This is a genomic window from Flexivirga sp. (genome assembly GCF_051955415.1).
GTDB lineage: Bacteria > Actinomycetota > Actinomycetes > Actinomycetales > Dermatophilaceae > Flexivirga.
On the sequence record NZ_JBQCGS010000102.1, the window covers coordinates 79,828 to 103,251 of the forward strand.

The window sequence follows — 23,424 nt, forward strand, 5'->3', positions numbered from 1 at the left end:
CACCTCACCCGCGAAAGTCGCGACCACTGCACACCGGATCACCACCACCAGCCACCTCACCCGCGAAAGTCGCGACCAATGCACGCCGGAAGCGGGTCAGAAGATGCGCACCTGCTCCTCCTCGTCGAGGTGCATCCCGTCGGACTCCGAAACGTCGAAGGCTGCGGCGAATTCGCGCAGGTTGCGTGCGACGTTCGCGCGCGCGTCCGCCGGCGAGTGCGGGTCGATGGTGAGCAGCCGCTTGGCCTCGGCCTCACGCGCCTTTCCGCACCACACCTGCGCCCAGCCGATGAAGAAGCGCTGCTCCGGGGTGAAACCGTCCAGCTCGGGCGACTCCTGGGTCTCCTGGGCGATCTGCAACGCCTTGTATCCGATCGTCAGGCCGCCCAGGTCGCCGATGTTCTCGCCGATGGTGAGGGCGCCGTTGATCTTGTTGCCCGGCGCGTCGCGGCCCTCGAGGTCGTTGAACTGCTCGATCAGCTTCTGCGACAACGCATCGAAACGCTTGCGGTCGTCGTCGGTCCACCAGTCCACGAGGTTGCCGTCGCCGTCGTACCGCGATCCCTGGTCGTCGAAGCCGTGCCCGATCTCGTGACCGATCACACCGCCGATGCCGCCGTAGTTGACCGCGTCCTCCGCCTCGACGTCGAAGAAGGGCGGCTGCAGGATGGCGGCCGGGAAGACGATCTCGTTCATCACCGGCATGTAGTAGGCGTTGACCGTCTGCGGGGTCATGAACCACTCGTTCGAGTCGACCTCATCACCGACCCGGCGCAGCATCCGGTCCACCTCCCACGCGGTGGCTGCCGCGATGTTGCCGATCAGGTCGTCCGCGCGGATCTCGATGTCGGAGTAGTCTTTCCACTCCTGCGGGTAACCGATCTTCGGCGTGAACTTCGCCAGCTTCTCCAGCGCCTTCGCGCGTGTCGTCTCGCTCATCCAGGACAGCGTCTCGAAGTCGCGGCGATAGGCCTCGACGAGGTTGGCGACCAGCTTCTCCATCCGCGCCTTCGCGTGCGGCGGGAAGTGTCGCTCGACATACAGCTGACCGGCGGCCTCGCCGATCAGCGACTCGACCAGAGAGACACCGCGCTTCCAGCGCTCACGGTTCTCGGGTATGCCGGACAGCGTGCGCCCGGCGAAGTCGAACCGCTCGTCCACCATCGCCTCGTGCAGGTATGGCGCCCGGTCCGACACCAGCCGCCAGATGAGCCAGGACTTCCAGGAATCCAACGGCTCCTCGGCCAGCGCTTCAGCGAATCCGGTGAGGAACGAAGGCTGTTCGACGTTGACCGGGTCAAGGATCCGCGCCTCTCCCCCGACGCCGTCCAGCCAGGCGTCCCAGTCCAGGCCCGGGGTGAGCTTCTCCAGCTCGGCACGGGAGAGCTTGTTGTAGGTCTTCACCGCGTCGCGCGCCGCCACCCGGTCCCAGTGTGCCTTGGCCAGGCGGGTCTCCAGCGCCATGATCGTGTCGGCCTGTCCGCCGTCCAGTCCCGCGAGCCCGAGCAGCCGGCCGATGTGCGCGACGTACTGCTCTCGCACCTCCGCGTGCTCGTCCTCGCGATAGTAGGACTCGTCGGGTAGACCGATGCCGGCCTGCATGACGTAGAGGATGTTGTGCGCCGAATCCTTCGCATCGGCAATGGAATAGAAGCCGATGAAGGTGTCGACACCGCGGCGGCTGAGTTGCCCGCACGCCCGCAGCAGGTCCGACGTCGACGCCACGGCGTCGATGATGGCCAGATCGTCGGCGAGGGCGCTGACGCCTGCCTTCTCGATGCGCTCGACGTCCATGAACGATGCGAAGAGGTCACCGACCTGCCGGCGCGGGGTGCCGGGCTGGGAGTCGGACTCGGCCGCTTCCTCGATCAGCGCGTGGACCGCCTCCTCCGCGCTCTCCCGGAGCCGGTCGAACGTGCCGTACCGGCCGCGGTCGGACGGGATCTCGGTCTTGTCGAGCCAGGTGCCGTTGACGTGCCCGAACAGGTCGTCCTGCGGCCGCACCGAGTGATCGAAGTTGTCGGTGATGAGACCAGACTTCATGGGTGAACTCCTCATTGCTGTTTGCGCCCGCGCGGACGTCTGACTGATACGTCGGACTGATGGTCAACCTACGCGCCGTCGCGCCGTGTGTCGTCCGGACCGCTCAACCCGCCAGCGCCTTCACCACTCGCGACGGCGACGGACGGCCCAGTTGTTCAGCCATCCAGACCGATGTTGCGACCAGCTTGTCCAGGTCGACACCGGTCTCGATGCCCAGACCTCGGCACATCCACACCAGGTCCTCGGTGGCCAGGTTGCCGGTCGCCGACTTGGCGTAGGGGCAGCCGCCGAGGCCACCGGTGGAGGCGTCGACGACGCGCACGCCGTGACCGAGCGCGGTCGCGGTGTTCGACAGCGCCTGCCCGTAGGTGTCGTGGAAGTGGACGCCGATGCGGTCAGTGCCGATCCCCTTGGCCTGCAACGCATCCAGCAGTGCGATGACATGACCCGGAGTGCCGACGCCGATGGTGTCGCCCAGGCTCAGTTGGTCGCACCCGAGGTCCATCAGCCTGCGGCATACGTCCACCACCTGTTCGACCGGCACCGGGCCCTCCCACGGGTCTCCGAAGCACATCGAGACGTAGCCGCGCACCCACAGATCTGCGTCCTGGGCGCGCGCCACGACCGGCGCGAACATCCGCAGCGACTCGTCGACGGACCGGTTGAGGTTTTTGCGAGCGAAGGTCTCGGTCGCGGACCCGAAGACCGCGACCGCACCGACGCCCGCTGCGAGCGCGTTGTCCAGGCCGCGCTCGTTCGGCACCAGCACCGGTCGCTGGGCACCCTTGCCGAGGTCGCCCAGTCGTTCCATCAGCTCGGTCGCGTCGGCCAGCTGCGGAATCCACGACGGCGGCACGAACGACGTGAGCTCGACGGTCTGCAGCCCGGCGTCGAGCAGTCGGCGAACGAACTGCGCCTTCACCTCGGTGGGCACCACGGTCTTCTCGTTCTGCAGACCGTCGCGAGCGCCTACTTCGTAGATCGTGATCGAGTCGGGGATGGTCGGCATCGACACCACCTGTGGCAAGTCCATGGGCCCATGATCGCACTGTGTGAGCTGGCACACGTATGCCGGGCTCGGCCCGGCCCGTCCACTCCGCGGACCGGTCCAGGTCGTTCGTCGTGCCGGAGCAACCGCTCGCCTCACCGACGCGACCACTGACCGAACTTGAACCGGCCTTGACCCGGCAGGTCACGAGCGATGCGAAGAGTGATCTGCACCACATCTTTTCCTGGAGCAAGGAGCCGAACGTGACTGACGACCTCGACCGAACACCACGCGGACGGACGCTCAACCGCCGCGGATTCCTCGCCCGCGCCGGCGGCATCGCCGCGGTGATCGCCGTGGGCGCCGCCTCCGGTGAGACGCTGCTCGGCAGCGACCAGAGCGCAGCGGCGGCGCCGATACGCAACAAGACTGCCGCCACGGCAGGCGACGACCCGTTGACCCTGTTGCAGAAGATGATCAGCTTCGACACGCAGAACTTCGGCAACGGCGGCAAGACGAGGCCGTATGCCGAGATGGTCAAGGGCCTGTGGGACGCCGCCGGCGTCTCCTCGGAGATCATCCCGACACCTCAGCCGGACAACGTCCACCTGCTGGCCCGGATCAAGGGCACCACCTCCGCCGCGCCGGTCCTGCTGCTCGGACACTCCGACGTCGTGCCGGTGGAGAAGGACCACTGGTCGGTCGACCCCTTCGCCGGCGTGGTCAAGGACGGTCAGATCTGGGGCCGCGGCGCCCTGGACATGAAGGGCACCAACTCCGCCACCATCAGCGCACTGTTGCGTCATCTGGGCGAGGGCGGCAAGTTCGAGCGCGACATCATCGTGCTCACCGACTGCGACGAGGAGGCCGGCGACTACGGCTCGTCCTGGCTGGCGAAGAACCACTGGGACAAGCTCGACTGCGGCATGGTGCTCACCGAGGGCGGCTGGTTCATCGCGCAGTCCGACAAGACGACACCGATGCTGATCACCGTCACCCGCCAGGACAAGGTCTACTTCAACCTCGACCTGTATGCCGACGGCACCGCCACCCATTCGTCGAAGCCGATGCCCGACTCCGCGATCGTGGGTCTGTCCCGTGCCGTCGCCGAGCTCGGGGAGTATGACGCGCCGGTCCACCTGACCGCCGTGACCCGCGAATACTTCTCGGCGTTGGCCGATGCCACGCACGACCGGCGGTGGGAACGCGCCATCCGGATGATGCTGCGCGCGCGCAACCAGCATCAGCTGGAACGAACCGCCGCACTGGTGGTGAAGGGATCGGACTACCCCTACCTGCACCACGCGCTGCTGCACACCACGGCGGCATACGTGATCGAGGACGCGGGCTACAAGGAGAACGTGATCCCGTCGGAGGCGCACGTGCGCGTCAACTGCCGCGGCATACCCGGCGGCGAGAAGCCGCGCGAATTCCTCGCGACGGTGCGGCACAAGATGAAGCACCGCGGCATCACCGTGAAGCTGGCTACGCCCGACGGTGTGTCCGAGGCCGACTACCTCGACCAGCTCGACAAGACCTGGGCGACTCCGCCAGCCGACCTCGATACGCCGCTGTACCAAGCCATTTCGAAGGCGTCGGCGCAGACCTACCCGAAGGCGACGTTCGCGCCCGCACTCTTCGAAGCGGGCACGAGCCTCGGGCCGTGGCGCGAGCACAACATCCCCGGCTACGGCGTCTATCCCTACGTCATCGACAACGACCAGCTCATCGCCATGCACGGCAACGATGAGCGCATCTACGTCGACGCACTCAACAAGGGCACCGACTTCATGTATCGGGTGTTCAACCAGTTCCGCGCCTGAGCTCGTCGGTCGTCGAGAGGTGAGTGGTGGTCGTTCTGCACACGCCGAAGCGACAACTACTCACCTCTCGCGGCGAGCGTGCCTCGGGCTATCGGCCCGACACGACGCCGTGCGAAGGTGATGGCATGCCCTCCCCGCAGTCACTGAGCGAAGCCGATCGCCGTGTCGTCGCGGCGTGGGCGGCGGACTGTGCCGAACGTGTGCTGGCGATCTTCGAGGACGAGGCGCCGACGGACGGCCGGCCCCGCGACGCCATCGCCCGGGCGCGCGCGTTCGCCCGCGGTGAACTCGACGCCGCCGGCGAGATCAAGCGTCGATTCGTGGCCGGACGTGCGGCGAGTGCCGTGCACGACCCGGCAGCGGTTGCCGCCGCTCGCGCTGCAGCGCAGGCGTCCGGCGTCGCGCACATGGGTGCTCACGCGCTCGGCGCCGCGGCATACGCCGCCAAAGCCGCCGGCCTGGCGGCTGCCGACGAGTCGACGGGCACGACCGACGAGATCCAGTGGCAGATCGGGCACCTGGACGCCGCCGCCAGGTCGGCACTGCAACAGCTCCCCCGACTCGGGACGGACCCGGCCGGCCCACTCGGTGCGGGACTGCTGGCCACCGGTGTGCTCGGCTCGAACATCCGCACGATCCAGGCGGCGCTGCACACCGACTGACCGCCGGTCGTGTGCGGCCGTCCGTCGTCATTATCGTGGCGGCATGTCTGACGCATTCGACGGACGCGGCACCCTCACCTGGCATCCCGCAGCGGAGCGCCTCGACCTGCTCGGCGATCCGGTCGCCGCACAGGTCGAGGCCGTGCCGGGTCTCGAGGTCGCCGAGATCGACGCCGAACTCGCGGACACCGCGGCATTCTGCGAGCGCTACCGATCCGCGCCGGAGCTGTCGGCCAACTGTGTCGTCGTCGCCGGGCGTCGCGGCGAGATCACCCGGTATGCCGCCGTCGTCATACTCGCCACCACGCGCGCCGACGTGAACAAGGCGGTGCGCAAATTCCTCGACGTGCGCAAGTGCTCCTTCGCGCCCATGGACGACGCAGTGCAGCTGAGTGGCATGGAGTATGGCGGGATCACCCCCATCGGGTTGTCCGCTGACTGGCCGGTGCTGGTCGACGAGCGGGTCGCGAACGCTCCGGCATCGGTCGTCATCGGCTCCGGTCTGCGCCGCAGCAAGTGCCTGGTCCCACCCGGTGAGCTGACTGCGCTTCCCGCCGCCGAGGTCGGCACCTTCGCGGGCTGAGGGGCGGCCGCTGCTCGTCCCCACCGCCGTTAGTCATCGAGCTGTCGGCCGGTGTCGCGGGAGCTGGGCAGCACGGACGACGAGGATGACGGGATCCTGATCGGGCGTGTCACTGTAGAAACGCGGTACGGGAATCGCTGCATTCGAGCCCGCCGCAGGCCGGGGAACCCCTCGACTGGTGGCGCGCCGTGCGGAAAGGCCCCGATGCGAGAGATCACGGTGTCGGACGCGTCGGCGAAGTTCTGGCTCAACGCGGGATCGATCCGCGCGTAGTGGTCCCGGGCACGCCGCAGATCCTCGACCGCGAGCTCGCCGAGGACAACAGTCACTTGTTCGGCCACAGCTCACGACGGACGTCGTCCCACTCGCGTCGCGCGCCGGGGTGCTGGTCGAACTCGTCGAGGTCCTCGACAAGGGCACGACGCTCCGCGTCGGACGGCACGTAGACCGACTCACCGAAGTGCGTGCGCAGCGCGTATTGGATGACCTCCGAGCGAGAGCGATGCTCGTCGCCGGTGAGAGGTCAACGGATGTCGCGAGAGACGAAACTCGCGACATCCATTGACCTCTCGAGGTAGTCGTCTCCGGCGGAAACGGCACGGGGAGCCGGACCGATCAGGCCAGCGCGTCGGCCACGGCGGCCTGCGACGACGCCCACCACTGGTAGTGGTCCAACACGTCGTGGCCGATCCGGTCGGCCGAGTAGTCCAGCACGTCGTACGTGCCGCCGCCGGGCAACACCACCTCCAGCGATGCCGTCGTGTCGTCCGCCTCGATCATCCGGGACCCGTAGGACGGGGCCTTCGCGCGGCGGATGCGCACCGAGTAGGTGAAGGATGCGCCGGCCTCGCTGCCAGGCACCTCCAACGCCACCGCCCGGACGATCGGTGCACGCACGTCGTCCTCGGTGACGATGCGTGCCTCCACGCCTCGCTCACTCAACTCCTCGGCCACCTCACGCAACGCGGGTAGGACCACGGTGTCCATCCGGCGCGCCGCCTGCCGGATGCTCACCGCGCCGAGGGATCGGCTCAGCCGGCTCCGCCAGCCGCTTGCGCGCCGTAGCTCCGGTCCGCCGATCGCGGTGGCGGGCAACGATGTTCGGAACGCGCTCGCCTGCAAGCGTTCGGCCTCCAGTGCTCGGTGCAGACCGAGCATCACCAGGATCATCACCACCGCGAAGGGCAATCCCATGATGATGGTGGCGTTCTGCAGCGCCGGTATGCCGCCCACCATCAGCATCGCCACGGTCAGCACTCCGGTCGCGGCCGCCCACAGGATCCGCAGCCACGGCCGCGCGTCCACCTCGGAGTCGGGCAGATCGGAGGACAGGTTGGCCATCACCAGCGCACCCGAATCGGCACTGGTGACGTAGAACAGCAGGCCGACGAACGTCGCCAGACCGACCAGGAACAGCGGCAGCGGGTAGTGCTGCAGCAAATCGAAGAAGCCCTGCTCCGGTGAATCGACCGCGTGCTGGCCGAACGTCGTGTCCCCGTCGCGGATCCGTTTGACGGCGCTGTTGCCGAAGATCGACACCCACATGATGATGTAGAGGAAGGGGATCGTCAGCGTCCCGAAGACGAACTGACCGATGGTGCGGCCCTTGGAGATCCGGGCGAGGAACATCCCGACGAAGGACGCCCACGCGATCCACCAGGCCCAGAAGAACAACGTCCACGCGCTCATCCAGTCGCTGGGGTGGTCGTAGGCCATCGTGTCCATCGTCATACCCGGGAACATCGACACGAAGTCGCCGACGTTCATGACCAGCGCGCGCAGCAGGAAACCGGTGCTGCCGGTGACCAGCACCCAGAGGGCGAGGCCGATGGCCAGCAGCACGTTCAGCTGGGACAGGAAGCGAATCCCCTTGTCCACGCCCGAGATTGCCGAGACGGTGGCCATGATCACCGCCAGCGCCACCAGCCCGATCTGCGCCGGCAGGCCCTGGTCGATGCCGAAGAGCACGTCGAGGCCGACATTGAGCATCACCACCCCGATGCCCAGCGAGGTCGCCACCCCGAAGATCGTGCCCAGCACGGTGGCGATATCTACCGCGTCGCCCCAGCGACCGCGAATCCGCTTGCCCAGCACCGGATAGAGCGCGGAGCGGACCGCGAGCGGCAAACCCTTGCGGTGTGCGAAGTAGCCCAGCGCGATGCCCATCATCGTGTACATCGCCCAGCCGGTGATGCCGTAGTGGAACAGCGTCCACACGGTCGACTCACGCGCGGCGTCCAGCGTGCCGCCCTTGCCCTGCGGCGGATGCAGGTACTGCGTGGCGGGCTCGGCCACCGCGAAGAACATCACGTCGGTGCCGATGCCGGCGGCGAAGAGCATGCACGCCCACGAGAACGTCGAGAACTCCGGACGATCGGTGTCCTTGCCCAATCGCACTCTGGGGTAACGCAGTCCGACATACACCACGAAGACCAGCACGGCGGTGGCCAGCGCGATGTAGAACCAGCCGAAGCCGCCGGCGATGGCGCTCACGGCATCACCGAGCGCCGTGGCGGCGGAGTCGGTGTCCAGCATCGCCCAGCCGGCGACCCCGGCGATGAAGACGCCGGTGACGATCAGCACGGTCCACTTGGTGGTCGGCTGCGCGCCCTGCTTCTCGGGCGTCGGCTCCTGTGCCGCTGGTTCGGACGAGGTTTCGGTGATGCTCACTGGCCCACCCCCATGGCCTGCTCGGCGCTCGGCACCGTCGATGGCGCGTCCCAGGCGTCGTTGCGCGGATCACCCTGCGGGTGGATCGGCATGCCCGCGCCGGCGCGGTAGACCGGTGCGTGCTCAGCGGCCAGCGGGGTGTTGCCGGCGATCAGGTCGGCGGCCTTCTCGGCGACCATCATCACCGGCGCGAAGATGTTGCCGTTGGTGATGGTCGGGAAGACCGATGCGTCGACGACGCGCAGCCCCTCGGTGCCGTGCACCCGCATCGACGCCGGGTCCACCACCGCCATCTCGTCGGTGCCCATCTTCGCCGAACACGACGGATGCAGGGCGGTTTCCGCATCCTTGGCCACCCAGTCGATGATCTCCTGGTCGGTCTGCACCGACGGTCCGGGCGAGATCTCGCCACCGTCGAAGGTGGCGAAGGCCGGCTGATCGAGGATGTGCCGGGCGGCACGGATCACCTCGACCCACTCGCGCCGGTCCCGCTCGGTCGACAGGTAGTTGAACCGGATGGCCGGCTTGTGCCGCGGGTCGGCGTCCTTGATGCGCACGTGGCCGCGCACGTCGGAGTTCATCGGTCCGACGTGCACCTGGTAGCCGTGACCGCCCTCGGCGGCGGTGCCGTCATACCGCACTGCGATTGGCAGGAAGTGGAACATCAGGTTCGGGTAGGCGACCTGGTCGTTGGTGCGGATGAAGCCGCCTCCCTCGAAGTGGTTGGTCGCGCCGACGCCGCGGTTGAACAGCAGCCACTGGGCCCCGATGTATGGCGCCTTCCACTTCTTCAGCCACGGTGCGATCGACACCGGTTGCAGGCAGCTGTGCTGCAGATAGACCTCGAGGTGGTCCTGCAGGTTCTCGCCCACGCCCGGCAGCTCGATCCGCGGCGTCACGCCCGCCGCGCGCAGCGTCTCGGGATCACCGACCCCGGCCAACTGCAACAGCTGCGGCGAGTTGAACGCACCACCGCACAGGATGACCTCGCCGGCCTGCACCGTATGGCGCCGACGTCCGGCGCGCAGGAAGTCGACACCGGTGACGCGATCGCCCTCCCAACGCAGCCCGGTGACCGTCGCGAGCGTGGCGATGTCGAGATTGGTGCGGCCGCGGACGGGCCACAGGTAAGACCGGGATGCACTCTGCCGGCTGCCGTGGAACACGTTGCGGTCGAACGGTGCGAAGCCTTCCTGGCGGTAACCGTTCACGTCGTCGGTGCGCGGATATCCCGCCTGCTGGGTCGCCTCGAAGAACGCCTGGAAGAGCGGGCTGCTGGCCGGGCCGCGCTCCATCCGCAGCGGGCCGGAGCCGCCGCGCCAGGTGTCCGCCCCCGCCATACAGGACTCCATGCGCTTGAAGTAGGGCAGGCAGTGCGCGTAGTCCCACTGCTCCATCCCGTCGAAGGTGGCCCACTTGTCGTAGTCGCCCGGGTTGCCGCGCTGGAAGATCATCCCGTTGATCGAGCTGGAGCCACCGAGCACCTTGCCGCGCGCGTGGGCGACCCGCCGACCGTTCATGAACGGCTCCGGCTCGGTCTCGTAGGCCCAGTCGTAGAGCGGGTTTCCCGCCGGGAACATCAGCGCGGCCGGCATGTGGATCAGCGGATCGAGGGCGAAGTCCGAACGTCCTGCTTCCAGCACCAGCACCGAGGTCGATGCATCGGCGCTGAGCCGGTTCGCCAGCGCGGAGCCGGCGGATCCACCGCCGACGATGACGTAGTCATAACTCTGTTTCATCTCGTCTTCCTCTGCGTTCAGTCGTCCTCGGGTATGGCGAACCAGCCGGCCGGGGCGGGCCGGGTGTTGTGCCAGATGTGTTTGGTCTCCTGGTATTCGGCCAGGCCGGCGATGCCGAGCTCCCGGCCGATGCCCGACTGCTTCATGCCGCCCCACTCGGCCTGCGGCACGTAGGGGTGGTAGTCGTTGATCCACACCGTGCCGTGACGCAAGCGGCGCGCCATACGCTCCGCGCGTCCGGCGTCGTCGGTCCAGACCGCACCGGCCAGGCCGTAGACGGTGTCGTTGGCGATGCGGGCGGCAGCGTCCTCGGCCTCGTCGCGGGTGTCACCCGAGAAGGTCTCGACGGTGAGCACCGGGCCGAAGGACTCGTCGTGCACGCAGTCCATCGCGCTGGTGCAGTCGTCCAGCACGGTCGGCAGGTAGTAGGAGCCGTGCGCGAGCTCGCCGCCGGCGCGCACGCCCCCGCAGCGTAGCCGGGCGCCCTGCTGCACGGCGGTCTCGACGTATGACGCCACCTTGCGCAGGTGGTCCTCGCTGATCAGCGGGCCGGTCTCGGCATTCTCGTCGAACGGCCCGCCGAGCCGAATGTGCCGGGCACGACGGACGATCTCCTCGACGACCTGGTCGTGGATCTCCTCCTCCACCACCAGCCGGGCGCCCGCCGAGCAGACCTGTCCGGAGTCGAGGAAGACGGCAGTCACCGCGTTGTCGATCGCGGCGGGCAGATCGGCGTCGGCGAAGACGACATTGGGGTTCTTGCCGCCGAGTTCGAGGGCCACGCGCTTCACCGTGCCGGCCGCGGCCGCCATGATCGTCCGTCCGGTCTCGACGCCGCCGGTGAAGGACACCAGGTCGACCAGCGGCGACGTGGTCAGCTCCGCCCCGACCGTGGCGCCGCTGCCGAGCACCAGGTTGGCCACCCCGGCCGGCAGGCCGAGGTCAGCCAGCGCGCCCATCAGCCAGGCCGCAGTCTGAGGGGTCAGCTCGCTCGGCTTGAGCACGAAGGTGTTGCCGGCCGCCAGCGCGGGCGCCACCTTCCAGGCCGTCTGCAGCAGCGGATAGTTCCACGGCGTGATCAGCGCGCACACCCCGACCGGCTCGGTGATCACCCGGCTGGACACATCGGCCATGCCCGTGTCGACGACGCGGCCGGCCTGCGCCTGGGCGAGCGAGGCGAAGTGCCGGAACACAGCGACGATGTCGTCCATGTCGATGCGAGACTCCACCAGCCGTTTGCCGGTGTCGAGCGATTCGAGCCGGGCGACCTGGTCCTTCTGCTGCTCCAGCCGGTCGGCCAGCCGGAAGAGCAGACGAGCACGATCGGTCGAGCCGGTGCCGGTCCACTCGCCGCGGTCGAAGGCCTGCCGGGCGGCCCGCACGGCACGTGCCGCGTCCGCCGCGTCACCCTCGGGCACTGTCGCCACGACGGATCCATCGGCGGGGCAGATGATCTGGCGTTCGCGACCCGATGCGGCGTCGCACCACTGTCCGTCGATGAACATGCTCGGCACAGGTGTCCTCCATGGTTCTGGCTGCGTGGTCTCGTCGCGCGACCCGGTCGTGCAGCCACCCGGCGACTCGATAACGACCGTTATATCATAACGAGCGTTATACTCGCGGGGTGAGAACAGCTCCCGTGCGCGATCGGCTGCTGGATGCGGCCGACGAGGTCCTCTTCATGGATGGTTCCGTCTCCACACCGGTCGACGTGATCCTGCGGCGGGCCGGCGCCTCACCGCCGAGCCTCTACTCGCACTTCGGCAACAAGGAAGGGCTGGTCACCGCGGCACTGCAGCGACGCCTGCAGGTGTGGACCCGGGTGTGGGACGAGCAGATCTCCCGCGCGACCACCGATGCGCAGCGACTGCTCGCACTCTGGCCGGCCCTGCGGGTCTACCAGCGCGACCACCTGACCGAGCGCTGGTGCGCGTTCAGCGGCGCGGCTGCCGCCATACCGCACCCGAGCGAACGGTTGACCGCGGTGCTCGCCGAGGAGACCCAGTTGCTGCGCGACCGGCTGCTGGAGCACTCCCGCCCGATCGCCGGACGCCGGGCACGATCGCTGGCGAGTGCGCTGTTCATCGCCTACACCGGCACGATGGCCACCATGCTGCGCGAGGAGTATCACGTCGCGATCGACGAGGGCGAGGCGTGCGCGAGGGCGTTGCTCGCCGGCTACCCGACCGCCCTCTGACCACGCGGACGGGGTGCGCGCGAGGCGAGAGCGCCGCAGTGGCGGAAGAACTGGCCGGCTCCGGTCGTTACGGTTAATCGGCAACTTCTCGAAGGGAACACCCGCGTGACCGACGGACCGCTGATCGTCCAGAGCGACAAGACCGTGCTGCTGGAGGTCGATCATCCTCTGGCGACCGAAGCCCGGCGAGCGATCGCACCGTTCGCGGAGCTGGAGCGCGCACCTGAGCACATGCACACCTACCGGGTCACGCCACTCGGGCTGTGGAACGCCCGCGCCGCCGGGCACGACGCCGAGCAGGTCGTCGACGCGCTGATCCGCTACAGCCGTTACCCGGTGCCCAATCCGCTGCTGATCGACATCGCCGAGACGATGGACCGCTACGGGCGGCTGCTGTTGCGCAAGGACGATGAGGGCCGCCTCGTCCTCACGACGACCGACACCGCGGTGCTGGCCGAGGTGCTGCGACACAAGAAGATCGCGCCGATGGTCGGCGACCGCCTCGACGACTCCAGCGTGCTGGTGCATCCCTCCGAGCGCGGCGCCATCAAGCAGCAGCTGATCAAGGTGGGCTGGCCGGCCGAGGACGACGCCGGGTATGTCGACGGCGAAGCGCACCGCATCGACCTGACCGAGGACGGCTGGTCACTGCGGCCCTACCAGCAGCAGGCCGTCGACGGCTTCTGGCACGGCGGCTCCGGCGTCGTCGTACTCCCCTGCGGCGCCGGCAAGACACTCGTCGGCGCCGGCGCGATGGCGCAGGCCAAGGCGACCACGCTGATCCTGGTCACCAACACTGTCTCCGCGCGGCAGTGGCGCGACGAACTGCTGGCGCGCACCTCGCTGACCGAGGACGAGATCGGCGAATACTCCGGTGCCCGCAAGGAGATCCGCCCGGTCACCATCGCGACCTACCAGGTGCTGACGCACAAGCGGAAGGGCGTCTTCCCGCACCTGGAACTGCTGGACGCGCGCGACTGGGGCCTCATCCTGTATGACGAGGTGCACCTGCTCCCGGCGCCGATCTTCCGGATGACCGCCGACCTGCAGGCGCGCCGCCGGCTCGGGCTCACCGCGACGCTGGTGCGCGAGGACGGCCGCGAGTCCGATGTCTTCTCCCTCATCGGCCCCAAGCGGTATGACGCCCCGTGGAAGGACATCGAGACACAGGGGTACATCGCCCCCGCGGACTGCGTCGAGGTCCGGGTGACGCTGTCGGACAGTGACCGCATGGCGTACGCGACAACCGAACCCGACGACCGCTACCGCTTCGCGTCCTGCGCACCGGTGAAGGAGTCGGTGGTGCAGGAGCTGGTCCGGCAGCACGACGGCCAGCCGACGCTCGTCATCGGGCAGTACCTGGACCAACTGGAGTCGCTCGCCGCGCGTCTCGGCGCCGACCTGATCACCGGCGAGACGCGGGTCGCGCAGCGACAGAAGCTCTTCCAGCAGTTCCGGGACGGTGAGATCAACAAGCTGGTGGTCAGCAAGGTCGCCAACTTCTCGATCGACCTGCCCGAGGCGAGCGTGGCGATCCAGGTCTCCGGCACGTTCGGCTCGCGTCAGGAGGAGGCGCAACGGCTCGGCCGGGTGCTACGCCCCAAGGGCGACGGCCGGACCGCGCACTTCTACACCGTGGTCACCCGGGACACCGTCGACGCCGAGTTCGCCGCACACCGGCAGCGCTTCCTCGCCGAGCAGGGTTACGCCTACCGGATCGTCGACGCGGACGACATACCCGCCGCCGACTGAAGGTGTCCGGCACTCGACCGACGCCAGTGTCAGTCGCGCAGGAACGCCAGCACCGCGAGCACCCGGCGGTGACCGGCGGTGTCCTCCGGGGACAGTTGCAGCTTGGCGAAGATGCGCTGGGTGTGCTTCTCGACCGCTCCGGACGTCACGACCAGCCGTCCGGCGATCGCGGCGTTGGACAGGCCCTGCGCCATCAGCGACAGCACCTCCCGCTCACGAGGTGTCAATGTTGCCAACGGATCCCGGCGCCTGGTCATCAACTGCGCGATGACCTGTGGGTCGAGGACAGTGCCGCCACCGGCGACCGATTCGACCGCGGCGAGGAACTCGTCGATGTCACCCACCCGGTCCTTGAGCAGATATCCGATGGATCCGGTGCCGGCGGCGAGCAACTCGTCGGCATACGCCTCGACGACATACTGCGACAGCACCAAGATGGGCGCGTTTGGCCACTCCGCCCTGATCCGCACCGCCGCCCGAAGCCCTTCGTCCGTGCCGCTCGGTGGCATCCGCACATCGGTGATGATCAGGTCGGGTCGCTCGCGCAGCGCTGCCTCGATCAGCGCCGTTCCGTCGCCGACGCCGGCCACCACCTGGTGTCCGGCGTCGCCGAGGATGAGCTGGACTCCCTCTCGTAGCAGCGTCGAGTCGTCGGCCACCACGATGCGCATGTGGTCAGGTTAGAGGAAGCACCGCCAGCACCGTGGTCGGTCCGCCGACCGGTGACTCGACCGCCAGCGTGCCACCGACCGATCGCACGCGGTTCTGCAGGCCGAGCAGCCCGCTGCCCTTGGAGAGGTGCGCGCCACCCTGACCGTCATCGGTGACCGACACCATCAGCTCGATTCCGTTGACTTGCATGGAAACCAGTCCCGACCGCGCGGCGCTGTGCTTGGCCACATTGGTCAGTGCCTCCGACACCACGAAGTATGCCGCCTGCTCCAGGTGCGGCGGCAGGATCACCTCGCGCAACTCGGCATCCACCGTGACCGGGATCGTGGCACGCCCGGCTGCTTCACGCACCGCGGCGACCAGGCCACGGTCGGCCAGCACCGGCGGCGCGATGCCCTTGGAGAGCGCACGCAACTCGTCGAGGGTCTCCTGGGTCGACGCGATGGCGGCCCGCAGACCCAGGATCGCGTGGCTGTCCTCGCCGACCTGCCGCTCCATCCGCGCCAGATCCATCTTCAGCCGGACCAGACGCTGCTGCGGTCCGTCGTGGATGTCGCGCTCCAGGCGGGACAGCTGCGCCGACTCAGCGACCCTCGCCGCGTCCCGCGACTGGGTCAGCTCGGCGATCTTGGCCTCCTGCTGCGCCCGGCTGAGCAGCGCAGTGGACAGCAACCCTTGACCTCGAGCGAGCCCGATCATCAACAACGGCAGGGTCGCGAAGAAGAACAGACCGACGACGACATACGTCGCGGCGGCAGCGGCATACGAATGCAGACCGATCAGGTCCGCCAGATCCTGGTTGCCGCTCCGGCCGTGGATCGACCAGCCGTAGGCCGGCCAGGCCGTCGCGCCGATGGCGACCGACCACCAGCCGATCGTCAGCGTCCAGGTGACGGTCGAGACCAGCCATGCCACCTGCGTCCACACGATCTCCAGCCAGGTCCGCGGGCTGGCCAGGATCCGGCCGATGTAGTCGATCCACCGCTCCCGTGGCGCTCGGGCCAGGGGCCGCATCGCCGGCGCGCGCGGGGTCGATGGCGCGTCGGCGTCGACCAGGGTGTTGAGCAGTCGGCGCTCCAGCGCGGCCGCCCCGGATGCGCAGACGATCGCCAACGGGACCGCCACCGGCGCCAGCACCACCGACAGCGCCGTCGAGAGCAGGACGATGTCGACCAGGAAGATGGCCAGATGGAAGGGCCACGCGACCAGCAGGTAGAGCGTGCTGCGCAGCGTGCGGTCGACGACTCCCCGCCGCCGGCCGCCGAGACTGCCGATCGGTCCGGACCCGGGCTGCGCGTCGCCACTCATCACCAGTGAATATGCCATGTCTCGAGGCTAGGAATCGCGCGTCCTGCTGCCGATCCCGTGAACCGGTCAGTTCTCTGTCGGGCTAACCCGACCCGCAGGTGGAGGGTCGTGACCACGATCAGCTGATCGCACGCCTCGCGAGGAGCCGCAGCAGAGGGATCAGAAGATCCGGTCGAGAACGTCCTGCACCGGTGCGATGGCGAAGTAGATGACGAAGAGCCCGGCGATCAGCCACATCAGCGGCGGCACCTGCCGCACCCGGCCGCGTGCCAGCTTCACCACGACGAAGGCGATGCACCCGGCGCCGATGCCGACGGTGATCGAGTAGGAGAACGGCATCAGCACGATGGTGAGGAATGCCGGGATGGCGATGTCCCAGTCGTGCCAGTCGATCCCGCCGACCTGCTGCATCATCAGGAAGCCGACCAGCACCAGCGCCGGCGTGGCCGCCTCGTACGGCACGACCTCGACCACCGGCGACAGGAACGTCGCCAACAGGAAGAGCACGCCGGTGACCACAGCAGCCAGGCCGGTGCGGGCGCCCTCGCTGACACCCGCGGACGACTCGATGTAACCGGTGTTGGAACTCACCGACGCCATACCGCCGGCCGCGGCGGCGACGGAGTCGACGACCAGGATCTTCTGTGCGTCGGCCGGCGTCCCGGTCTCGTCCAGCAGGTCGCCCTTGCTGCCGATCGCCACCATCGTGCCCATGGTGTCGAAGAAGTCGGCCAGCACCAGCGAGAAGATCAGCAGCAACGCGGTGATGACGCTGATCTTGGTGAAGGAGCCGAAGAGGCTGAAATGACCGACCAGGCTGAAGTCCGGGGTGGCGATCCAGTCGGTCGGCAGCTTGGGCACGTTGAGCCCCCAGCCGGTCGGGTTCTTGCCGTCCGGGTTGGCGCCGGGCTGCCAGATCGCCTGCACGATGACCGCCAGCACTGTGGTCCCCAGGATCGCAATCAGTATGGCGCCCTTGACCTTTCGCACGTACAACGCGATCACCGCGATCAACCCGATGCAGAAGACCAGCAACGGCCAGCCGTTCAGCTGACCGTTGACACCCAGCTGCACCGGGGTGCCGGCGCCGGCCCGGATGAAGCCGGAGTCGAAGAACGCCACGAAGGTGATGAACAGGCCGATGCCGACGCTGATGGCGGTCTTCATCGGCGGCGGCAACGCCTTGAACGCCGCGACGCGGAAGCCGGACAGCACCAGCACCAGCATCACGATGCCCTCGAGGACGACCAGCCCCATCGCGTCGGCCCACGTCATGTCCGGCAGCGCGGCGATCGAGAAGGTCACGAAAGCGTTGAGCCCCAGGCCCGTTGCGATCGCCATCGGGTAGTTGGCGATCGTTCCCATCAGGATCGTCATGACGCCCGCGACCAGCGAGGTCGCGGCGGCGATCTTGGCGAAGTGCGGGTCCGTGCCGCCACCCAGCACCTGCCCATGGCCGCCGTCGTCCCGGACGGTGCCGATGATCAGCGGGTTGAGCACGATGATGTAGGCCATCGCGAAGAAGGTGACGAGACCACCACGGATCTCCCGGCTGAGCGTCGAGCCACGCTCGGTGATCTTGAAGAAGCGGTCCAACGCGTTCGGCGCGAGGGCGGGTGAGCTCATGGGCAGAAGGGTAGGGCCAATGCGGTCGGTCCGGCCGAGCGGTGGGGTGCCCTAGGCTTGCGTGCGTGAACGATTCCGCGTCCGAGGAAGCCGCTGCGTTGTCCGCCGACGACCTGCTGCCGGTGAAGGTCGATGTGCTGCGCGTCGTGGAGATCGGCGTCGCGATGTGGGTCGTCGCGCTGGTGGCGACCCTCGTCATACCGGCGCTGCACGACAACGGCCGCGGCTGGTGGCCGTGGACCTGCGTCGCCGGCGCGGCGCTGGGTGCGCTGGGCTGGGCCTACCTCAAGCGCGGCCGGGGCAACGCCAGCGCGGCGTAATCCTCACCCGGCTTCCGCCACGACGGCTCAAGGTGGAAGGTTGGGGGTATGACGCCAGACGCCATGCAGGATTCGACCACATTCGTCCTCTTCGGTGCGACCGGTGACCTGTCCCGGCGCAAGCTGCTTCCCGGGTTGTTCCACCTTTTCGACACCCATCTGCTCGCCGACCTCCGGGTGATCGGCACCTCGCTGGAGGGGATGTCCCGCGAGGAGTTCATCGAGTTCGCCAAGAAGGCGGTCCACGAGTTCAGCAAGCACCCGGTGGAGCCGAAGGTGTGGAACGCCTTCGCCCGGCGGCTGCACTACGTGCCCGGCTCCGAAGGGCCTGCGGCACTGCGTAATTGCGTCACCGAGGCGGAGAAGGACATGGCGCCGCCGATCCAGCACCTGCACTACCTGAGCGTGCCGCCCAAGGCCGCGCTCGACGTCATCAAGACCCTCGAGGCCGCCGGTCTGGTCGAGGGGTCCCGGGTGATCATGGAGAAGCCGTTCGGCACCGACCTGGCCAGCGCGGTCAAGCTGAACGCCGCAGTGCACGAGGTGTTCGACGAGTCGCAGATCTACCGCATCGACCACTTCCTCGGCAAGGAGGCCGCGCTCAACATCCTGGCGTTCCGTTTCGCCAACGGGCTCTTCGAGCCGATCTGGCACCGCAACTTCATCGACCACGTCCAGATCGACGTGCCCGAGGCATTGGGCCTGGAGGGCCGCGCAGCGTTCTACGAAGGCACCGGTGCCTACCGCGACATGGTGGTGACCCACCTGTTCCAGGTGCTGGCGTTCACCGCGATGGAGCCGCCCACCTCCCTGGATCCGGTGTCCATCACCGAGGAGAAGAACAAGGTCTTCCGCTCCATGGTGCAACTGGAGCCGACCGAAGTGGTCCGCGGCCAGTACCAGGGCTACCGGGACGAGCAGGGTGTCGACCCGGAGTCGGAGACCGAGACTTTCGTGGCGCTGAAATGCCGCATCGACAACTGGCGCTGGGCCGGCGTGCCGTTCTACCTGCGCACCGGCAAGAAGCTCGCCGAGGGGCAGCGGATCATCTCCATCGCGTTCAAGGAGCCGCCGAAGTCGATGTTCCCGTCCGGGTCCGGCGTCGGCCAGCAGGGACCGGACCACCTGACCTTCGACCTCGCCGACGAAGCCCGCGTGTCCTTGTCGTTCTACGGGAAGCGGCCGGGCCCCGGCTTCCGGATGGACAAGGTCTCCATGCAGTTCGCGGTGCAGGACACCGACTGGTCCGGGTCCGTGCTGGAGGCCTATGAGCGGCTCATCTACGACGCCGTCCGCGGCGACCACACCCTCTTCACGACGGCCGATGGCATCGAGCGCCTGTGGGAGATCAGCCAGCCGTTGCTGGACAATCCGCCGCCGGTGCGTCCCTACGCCCCGGGGTCGTGGGGTCCGAACCAGATCCACCAGCTCATCGCGCCGAACGCGTGGCGGCTGCCGTTCGAGCGCAAGTGGCGCGAGAAGGGCTGATTCGTCTGCCGCACTCCGGTCGGTTCCGGGTATGCCGATCGCGGTTGAATCGCGCAGCAGTATGCCGATCGCGGTTGATACCCCGCGATCGGCATACTCCCGGGATCGGTCGAATTCCGCAGTATGCCAAGCGCGGTTGATTCCACGCGATCGGCATAACTCTGAGATCGGTCGAATTCCTCCGCATGCCAAGCGCGGTTGATTCGACGCGATCGGCATATCCCTGGGATCGGTCGCATTCCGCAGCATGCCAAGCGCGGTTGATTCCACGCGATCGGCATAGCCCTGGGATCGGCCGAATTCCGCAGTATGCCAAGCGCGGTTGATTCCACGCGATCGGCATAACCCTGGGATCGGTCGATCAGCTGCGGGCGGCAAAGAGGGCGTCATACAACCGACGCACCTGGATGAGGAACTCCCTCGGTGTCAGCCGTAGGCCGATGACCGGGATGCGGAGCATCTTGTCACCTGCCAGTACTCGCTCGTTCTGCCGGAGCGCATCGTCGATGGGGTGGAGCGCCAGCGCGTGATGACCGCCGTCGATCTCGACCACGAGACCGACCTCGTCCCAGCGCACGTCGAGGTAGACCCGTCCGTTCGGACCGGTGTGCACCGCTTGACGCGTCGGAGCGGGCAAACCGACCTCGCGCGCCATCCGGGTGAAGTCGAGTTCGCCCAAGGAGTGCGCGCCGTCGGTCACATCGGCGATCACCGCGTCGAGGAAGGCACGGCGCGGCGACCGGGTCACTCCGCGCCAGGCCAGGCCGAGCCGTGCGGCCGTCGTCATGCGCTGCTGCACAGGCAGACAGATCAACAGCGCGGCCTGCCGGTCGCTGACGGCCCACGCGGCGGCGTGCAGCGTTCCGACTTCGGTCGACACCCGAGGTATGCCGGCACCGACTACCGCGGAGGGATGCTGCGGCCGGTGGAGTCGCACCCCTTCCACGACGTGGTGCCGGTTGCGTGCGGGGAGCGACACGTCGATCACGGGCGGAGTGAACCCTGTCATACCGCCGGCAACCAAGGAGCTCGAGCCGTCCAGCCGAGCACCGGAACCGCTCTCCCAGACCGCCTGCCACCGCTTCGCGATGGCGCTCAACTCGGGTGATCCGATCGCCACCGTGTGACGGCCCGCCCGGAACCACCGGCCGGCGTCGATCTCGGTCCGGATGCTATGCCGGTCGATCCCGTGCTGGGCGAGGATGAGGCGGTGGACGACGCCGTCATGCTCGGCGGCGAGATCGCGGGCGATGGGACGCCGGTCGGCGCCATACAGCTTGGGCCGACCGACCACGAGGTGCTTGGCCACAGTGGACTGCTCTGTCATCCGCACGATCCTGGCCCCTGCAGGGAATGTCTGCAGCGGGCCTGTGGACAACCGGGAGACGCAGCGGCGATTATGCCGATCGCGCGCGGCTGCCGGTCACGCGATCGGCATACTCGCAGTGCCGGAATCGCCACCATGCCAAGCGCGGCCCATTCCACGCGATCGGCATACTCCCAGAGACGCCGGAATCGCCGCAATGCCAAGCGCGGCCTATTCCACGCGATCGGCATACTCCCAGGGTTGCCGGAAGCCGGAAGCCGGAAGCCGGAATCCGGAAAGGCCCTCAGCTCAGGAGAAGTCGAGCGCCAACTCGTCGAGGACCGGGGCGTCAACCGTCTCCGGCGCGGTCGCCGGGGCATGCGTCTCGCTGTGTGCGCCGCACCCATGGTCCAGCGACACGACCTTGCCGTCGGACGGGGACCACTCGCCGGCGCAGACGCCGAAGACCTGACGCAGCGCACCCGGCATCGGCACGAAGAAACCGCAGGTGGAGCAGTGCGCCTTGGCCTGCTGTGCGACGTCGGAGTGCGGCCCACCGTCGCCGTCGTACCATCGCTGCGCCGCGGCGTCCCGGCCCTCGGCGGACAGCACCCGCGGGCGGCCGAGACCGAGCTCGAAGAGGCCGACCTGGTCGACGTCCTCCTCGCCGGTGGCCTCGAAGCCGGGCTCGAGGTAGGGGTCGTCCTCGACATAGGGCCGTTCGTCGCCGGCGCCGATGTCGCCGGGTGCGAGGCGCTCGACATACGGGACCCAATCCGGGGACAACACGGCGGCATCGGTCGGCAGCAGGTTGGTCTCGCACACGGTCGCGTACTTCTGCCGCGGCGCCCGGGCCACCGAGATCGCCCAATGCCACCCGACATAGCCCGGCGACGTGCATTCGAAGTAGTGCATGGCCAGCCGGTCACCGAGCATGACGGCTCCGACGTGCTCACCGACCGTGCCCGGTTCGGCGATGTCGACGGCCGCCTGGTGGGCGAGGTCGGTCGCCGCCAGCAGCACCTTGTCGGCCTTGGGCTTGGCGTCCTTCTTGCTGGTCGCCTTCTTGGTCGGCTTGTCGGTCGGCATCGCTCAGGCCTCGAGATCGTCGGCGACGGCGCGCAGCACGGTGACGACCTTGTCGGCGTGGCGCTTGTCGGGGTAGCGGCCGCGGCGCAGGCCGTTGCCCAGGTCGTCCAGCAACTTGATGAGATCTTCGACGATGACGGCCATGTCGTCGGCCGGCTTGCGATGCCGGGCCGCGAGCGACGGGGACGCGTCACGCAGGGTCACGCTCAGCGCTTGTGCACCACGACGACCCTCCGCGACCGAATAGTCGATGCGGGTGCCGCTCTTGACCGACGTCACACCGGCCGGCAGCGCACTGGCCGGCAGGAAGACGTCCTGCCCGTCGTCGCCGGAGACGAACCCGAAGCCCTTGTCCGAGTCGAAGAACTTGACCTTGCCGGAAGGCACGTGACACCTACTTGATTGTTGCGGGGTTGCTGGTCGGGAAGCGCCGGCGACGCATGCGTCACGCGATGCTTGCGGCGCAAGATTAACCCGTCGGCGCCGATTCGATCGAATCGTTTGGCCCGTGGACCAGGTCAGTGCGCGGCGGTCGCGCCGGCGCTCAGCTCGTCCAGTCGCGGGATGAGTTCGGCCAGCTCGTCGACGACGATGTCGGCGCCGGCTTCCCGCAGCCCGTCGGGGTCGATCGGCCCCGTCGCGACACCGATCCCACGCACGCCCGCCGCCCGCGCGGCCTGCATGTCACCGCGATGGTCGCCGACGTATGCCGTGGCCCCGTGCTCGCGCAGCGGGCCCGCCTTGTCGTGGGCGAAGAGGTTACCGACGACCACGTCCGGGACGATGCCGACGTGCTCCAGCACCGCCTGGACCGCGGTCGGGTTCTTGGCGCTCACCACCAGCACGGTGCCCCCGGCCTCGTGGATGGCGTCGACCAGGTCGCGCGCCCCTGGCAGCAGCACGGTCACTTCGATCGCGTGCAGCAGGTATGCCGCCCGGTAGTCCGCGGCCGCGCCGTGCACCTGGTCGTCGGGCAGGAACAGCGCCAGGTTGTCCAGCAGCGGTGCGCCGATCAGCGGCCACAGCTCGTCCTCGGTCGCGGTGACGCCGCGCGCCTCCAGCACGCGTTGCATGCAGTCGACGATCCCCTGGCGGGAGTCCACCAGTGTCATGTCGAGGTCGAATCCGACGACGAGGCGCCCAGCGTCATACACGTCG

General features: G+C 68.3%; 19 protein-coding genes. 7 read left to right on the forward strand and 12 right to left on the reverse strand.

Going from position 1 to position 23,424, the window contains the following annotated elements:
- Window positions 1–96 precede the first annotated feature (96 nt).
- Complete coding sequence (locus tag ACTHL4_RS16465; RefSeq protein WP_440283846.1) at window positions 97–2,043, reverse strand: M13 family metallopeptidase; 1,947 nt, start codon at window positions 2,041–2,043, stop codon at window positions 97–99.
- A 103-nt stretch (window positions 2,044–2,146) separates the two neighbouring features.
- Window positions 2,147–3,076, reverse strand: coding sequence for a hydroxymethylglutaryl-CoA lyase (locus ACTHL4_RS16470; protein WP_440283847.1), 930 nt, complete (start codon window positions 3,074–3,076; stop codon window positions 2,147–2,149).
- 218 nt (window positions 3,077–3,294) lie between these two features.
- Here ACTHL4_RS16470 and ACTHL4_RS16475 point away from each other — a divergent pair, with 218 nt between their 5' ends.
- The 3 genes from ACTHL4_RS16475 (at window position 3,295) to ACTHL4_RS16485 (ending at window position 6,099) form a co-directional block, all read left to right on the forward strand.
- On the forward strand, window positions 3,295–4,854 hold the full coding sequence (locus tag ACTHL4_RS16475; RefSeq protein WP_440283848.1) for a M20/M25/M40 family metallo-hydrolase: 1,560 nt from the start codon (window positions 3,295–3,297) through the stop codon (window positions 4,852–4,854).
- 125 nt (window positions 4,855–4,979) lie between these two features.
- Complete coding sequence (locus tag ACTHL4_RS16480) at window positions 4,980–5,516, forward strand: putative immunity protein (protein ID WP_440283849.1); 537 nt, start codon at window positions 4,980–4,982, stop codon at window positions 5,514–5,516.
- Between the two features lie 43 nt (window positions 5,517–5,559).
- Window positions 5,560–6,099, forward strand: coding sequence for a YbaK/EbsC family protein (locus tag ACTHL4_RS16485; RefSeq protein WP_440283850.1), 540 nt, complete (start codon window positions 5,560–5,562; stop codon window positions 6,097–6,099).
- A 615-nt stretch (window positions 6,100–6,714) separates the two neighbouring features.
- Here the strand turns inward: ACTHL4_RS16485 and betT are convergent.
- The 3 genes from betT to ACTHL4_RS16500 are packed head-to-tail and all read right to left on the reverse strand — an operon-like array spanning window position 6,715 to window position 12,013.
- A complete protein-coding gene (betT, locus tag ACTHL4_RS16490; protein ID WP_440283851.1) occupies window positions 6,715–8,769 on the reverse strand; it encodes a choline BCCT transporter BetT in 2,055 nt (684 codons plus the stop codon).
- On the reverse strand, window positions 8,766–10,508 hold the full coding sequence (gene betA, locus ACTHL4_RS16495; protein WP_440283852.1) for a choline dehydrogenase: 1,743 nt from the start codon (window positions 10,506–10,508) through the stop codon (window positions 8,766–8,768). The genes betT and betA overlap by 4 nt, the downstream gene beginning before the upstream one ends.
- Window positions 10,509–10,525: 17 nt before the next feature.
- The gene (locus ACTHL4_RS16500) at window positions 10,526–12,013 is read right to left on the reverse strand and encodes an aldehyde dehydrogenase family protein (RefSeq protein ID WP_440283904.1); all 1,488 of its coding nucleotides are present in this window, start codon (window positions 12,011–12,013) and stop codon (window positions 10,526–10,528) included.
- A gap of 119 nt (window positions 12,014–12,132) precedes the next feature.
- Between ACTHL4_RS16500 and ACTHL4_RS16505 the strand changes: the two genes are divergently transcribed.
- Both ACTHL4_RS16505 and ACTHL4_RS16510 read left to right on the forward strand, forming a co-directional pair.
- A complete protein-coding gene (locus ACTHL4_RS16505; RefSeq protein ID WP_440283853.1) occupies window positions 12,133–12,705 on the forward strand; it encodes a TetR/AcrR family transcriptional regulator in 573 nt (190 codons plus the stop codon).
- 105 nt (window positions 12,706–12,810) lie between these two features.
- The gene (locus tag ACTHL4_RS16510; RefSeq protein WP_440283854.1) at window positions 12,811–14,457 is read left to right on the forward strand and encodes a DNA repair helicase XPB; all 1,647 of its coding nucleotides are present in this window, start codon (window positions 12,811–12,813) and stop codon (window positions 14,455–14,457) included.
- Window positions 14,458–14,486: 29 nt separating this feature from the next.
- Here the strand turns inward: ACTHL4_RS16510 and ACTHL4_RS16515 are convergent, their stop codons facing one another.
- From ACTHL4_RS16515 to ACTHL4_RS16525, 3 genes are all read right to left on the reverse strand, one after another.
- Window positions 14,487–15,128 (reverse strand): response regulator, encoded by a 642-nt coding sequence (locus tag ACTHL4_RS16515; protein WP_440283855.1) that lies wholly within the window; start codon window positions 15,126–15,128, stop codon window positions 14,487–14,489.
- A gap of 4 nt (window positions 15,129–15,132) precedes the next feature.
- Complete coding sequence (locus tag ACTHL4_RS16520) at window positions 15,133–16,455, reverse strand: sensor histidine kinase (protein WP_440283856.1); 1,323 nt, start codon at window positions 16,453–16,455, stop codon at window positions 15,133–15,135.
- 141 nt (window positions 16,456–16,596) lie between these two features.
- Window positions 16,597–18,063, reverse strand: a complete 1,467-nt coding sequence (locus ACTHL4_RS16525) for an NCS2 family permease (protein ID WP_440283857.1) — start codon at window positions 18,061–18,063, stop codon at window positions 16,597–16,599.
- A 65-nt stretch (window positions 18,064–18,128) separates the two neighbouring features.
- Between ACTHL4_RS16525 and ACTHL4_RS16530 the strand changes: the two genes are divergently transcribed.
- Together ACTHL4_RS16530 and zwf are read left to right on the forward strand one after the other, a co-directional pair.
- Window positions 18,129–18,383, forward strand: a complete 255-nt coding sequence (locus ACTHL4_RS16530; protein WP_440283858.1) for a DUF2530 domain-containing protein — start codon at window positions 18,129–18,131, stop codon at window positions 18,381–18,383.
- 48 nt (window positions 18,384–18,431) lie between these two features.
- A complete protein-coding gene (gene zwf, locus ACTHL4_RS16535; protein WP_440283859.1) occupies window positions 18,432–19,871 on the forward strand; it encodes a glucose-6-phosphate dehydrogenase in 1,440 nt (479 codons plus the stop codon).
- 361 nt (window positions 19,872–20,232) lie between these two features.
- On the opposite strand, the gene ACTHL4_RS16540 is transcribed toward zwf, so the two are convergent.
- The 4 genes from ACTHL4_RS16540 to ACTHL4_RS16555 all read right to left on the reverse strand — a co-directional run bounded on the left by ACTHL4_RS16540 (window position 20,233) and on the right by ACTHL4_RS16555 (window position 23,420).
- Window positions 20,233–21,198 (reverse strand): hypothetical protein, encoded by a 966-nt coding sequence (locus tag ACTHL4_RS16540; protein ID WP_440283860.1) that lies wholly within the window; start codon window positions 21,196–21,198, stop codon window positions 20,233–20,235.
- Window positions 21,199–21,486: 288 nt separating this feature from the next.
- Window positions 21,487–22,266 (reverse strand): DUF3027 domain-containing protein, encoded by a 780-nt coding sequence (locus ACTHL4_RS16545; protein ID WP_440283861.1) that lies wholly within the window; start codon window positions 22,264–22,266, stop codon window positions 21,487–21,489.
- 3 nt (window positions 22,267–22,269) lie between these two features.
- On the reverse strand, window positions 22,270–22,653 hold the full coding sequence (locus ACTHL4_RS16550; RefSeq protein ID WP_440283862.1) for a cold-shock protein: 384 nt from the start codon (window positions 22,651–22,653) through the stop codon (window positions 22,270–22,272).
- A gap of 131 nt (window positions 22,654–22,784) precedes the next feature.
- Window positions 22,785–23,420 (reverse strand): HAD family hydrolase, encoded by a 636-nt coding sequence (locus tag ACTHL4_RS16555; protein WP_440283863.1) that lies wholly within the window; start codon window positions 23,418–23,420, stop codon window positions 22,785–22,787.
- Window positions 23,421–23,424: the final 4 nt, after the last annotated feature.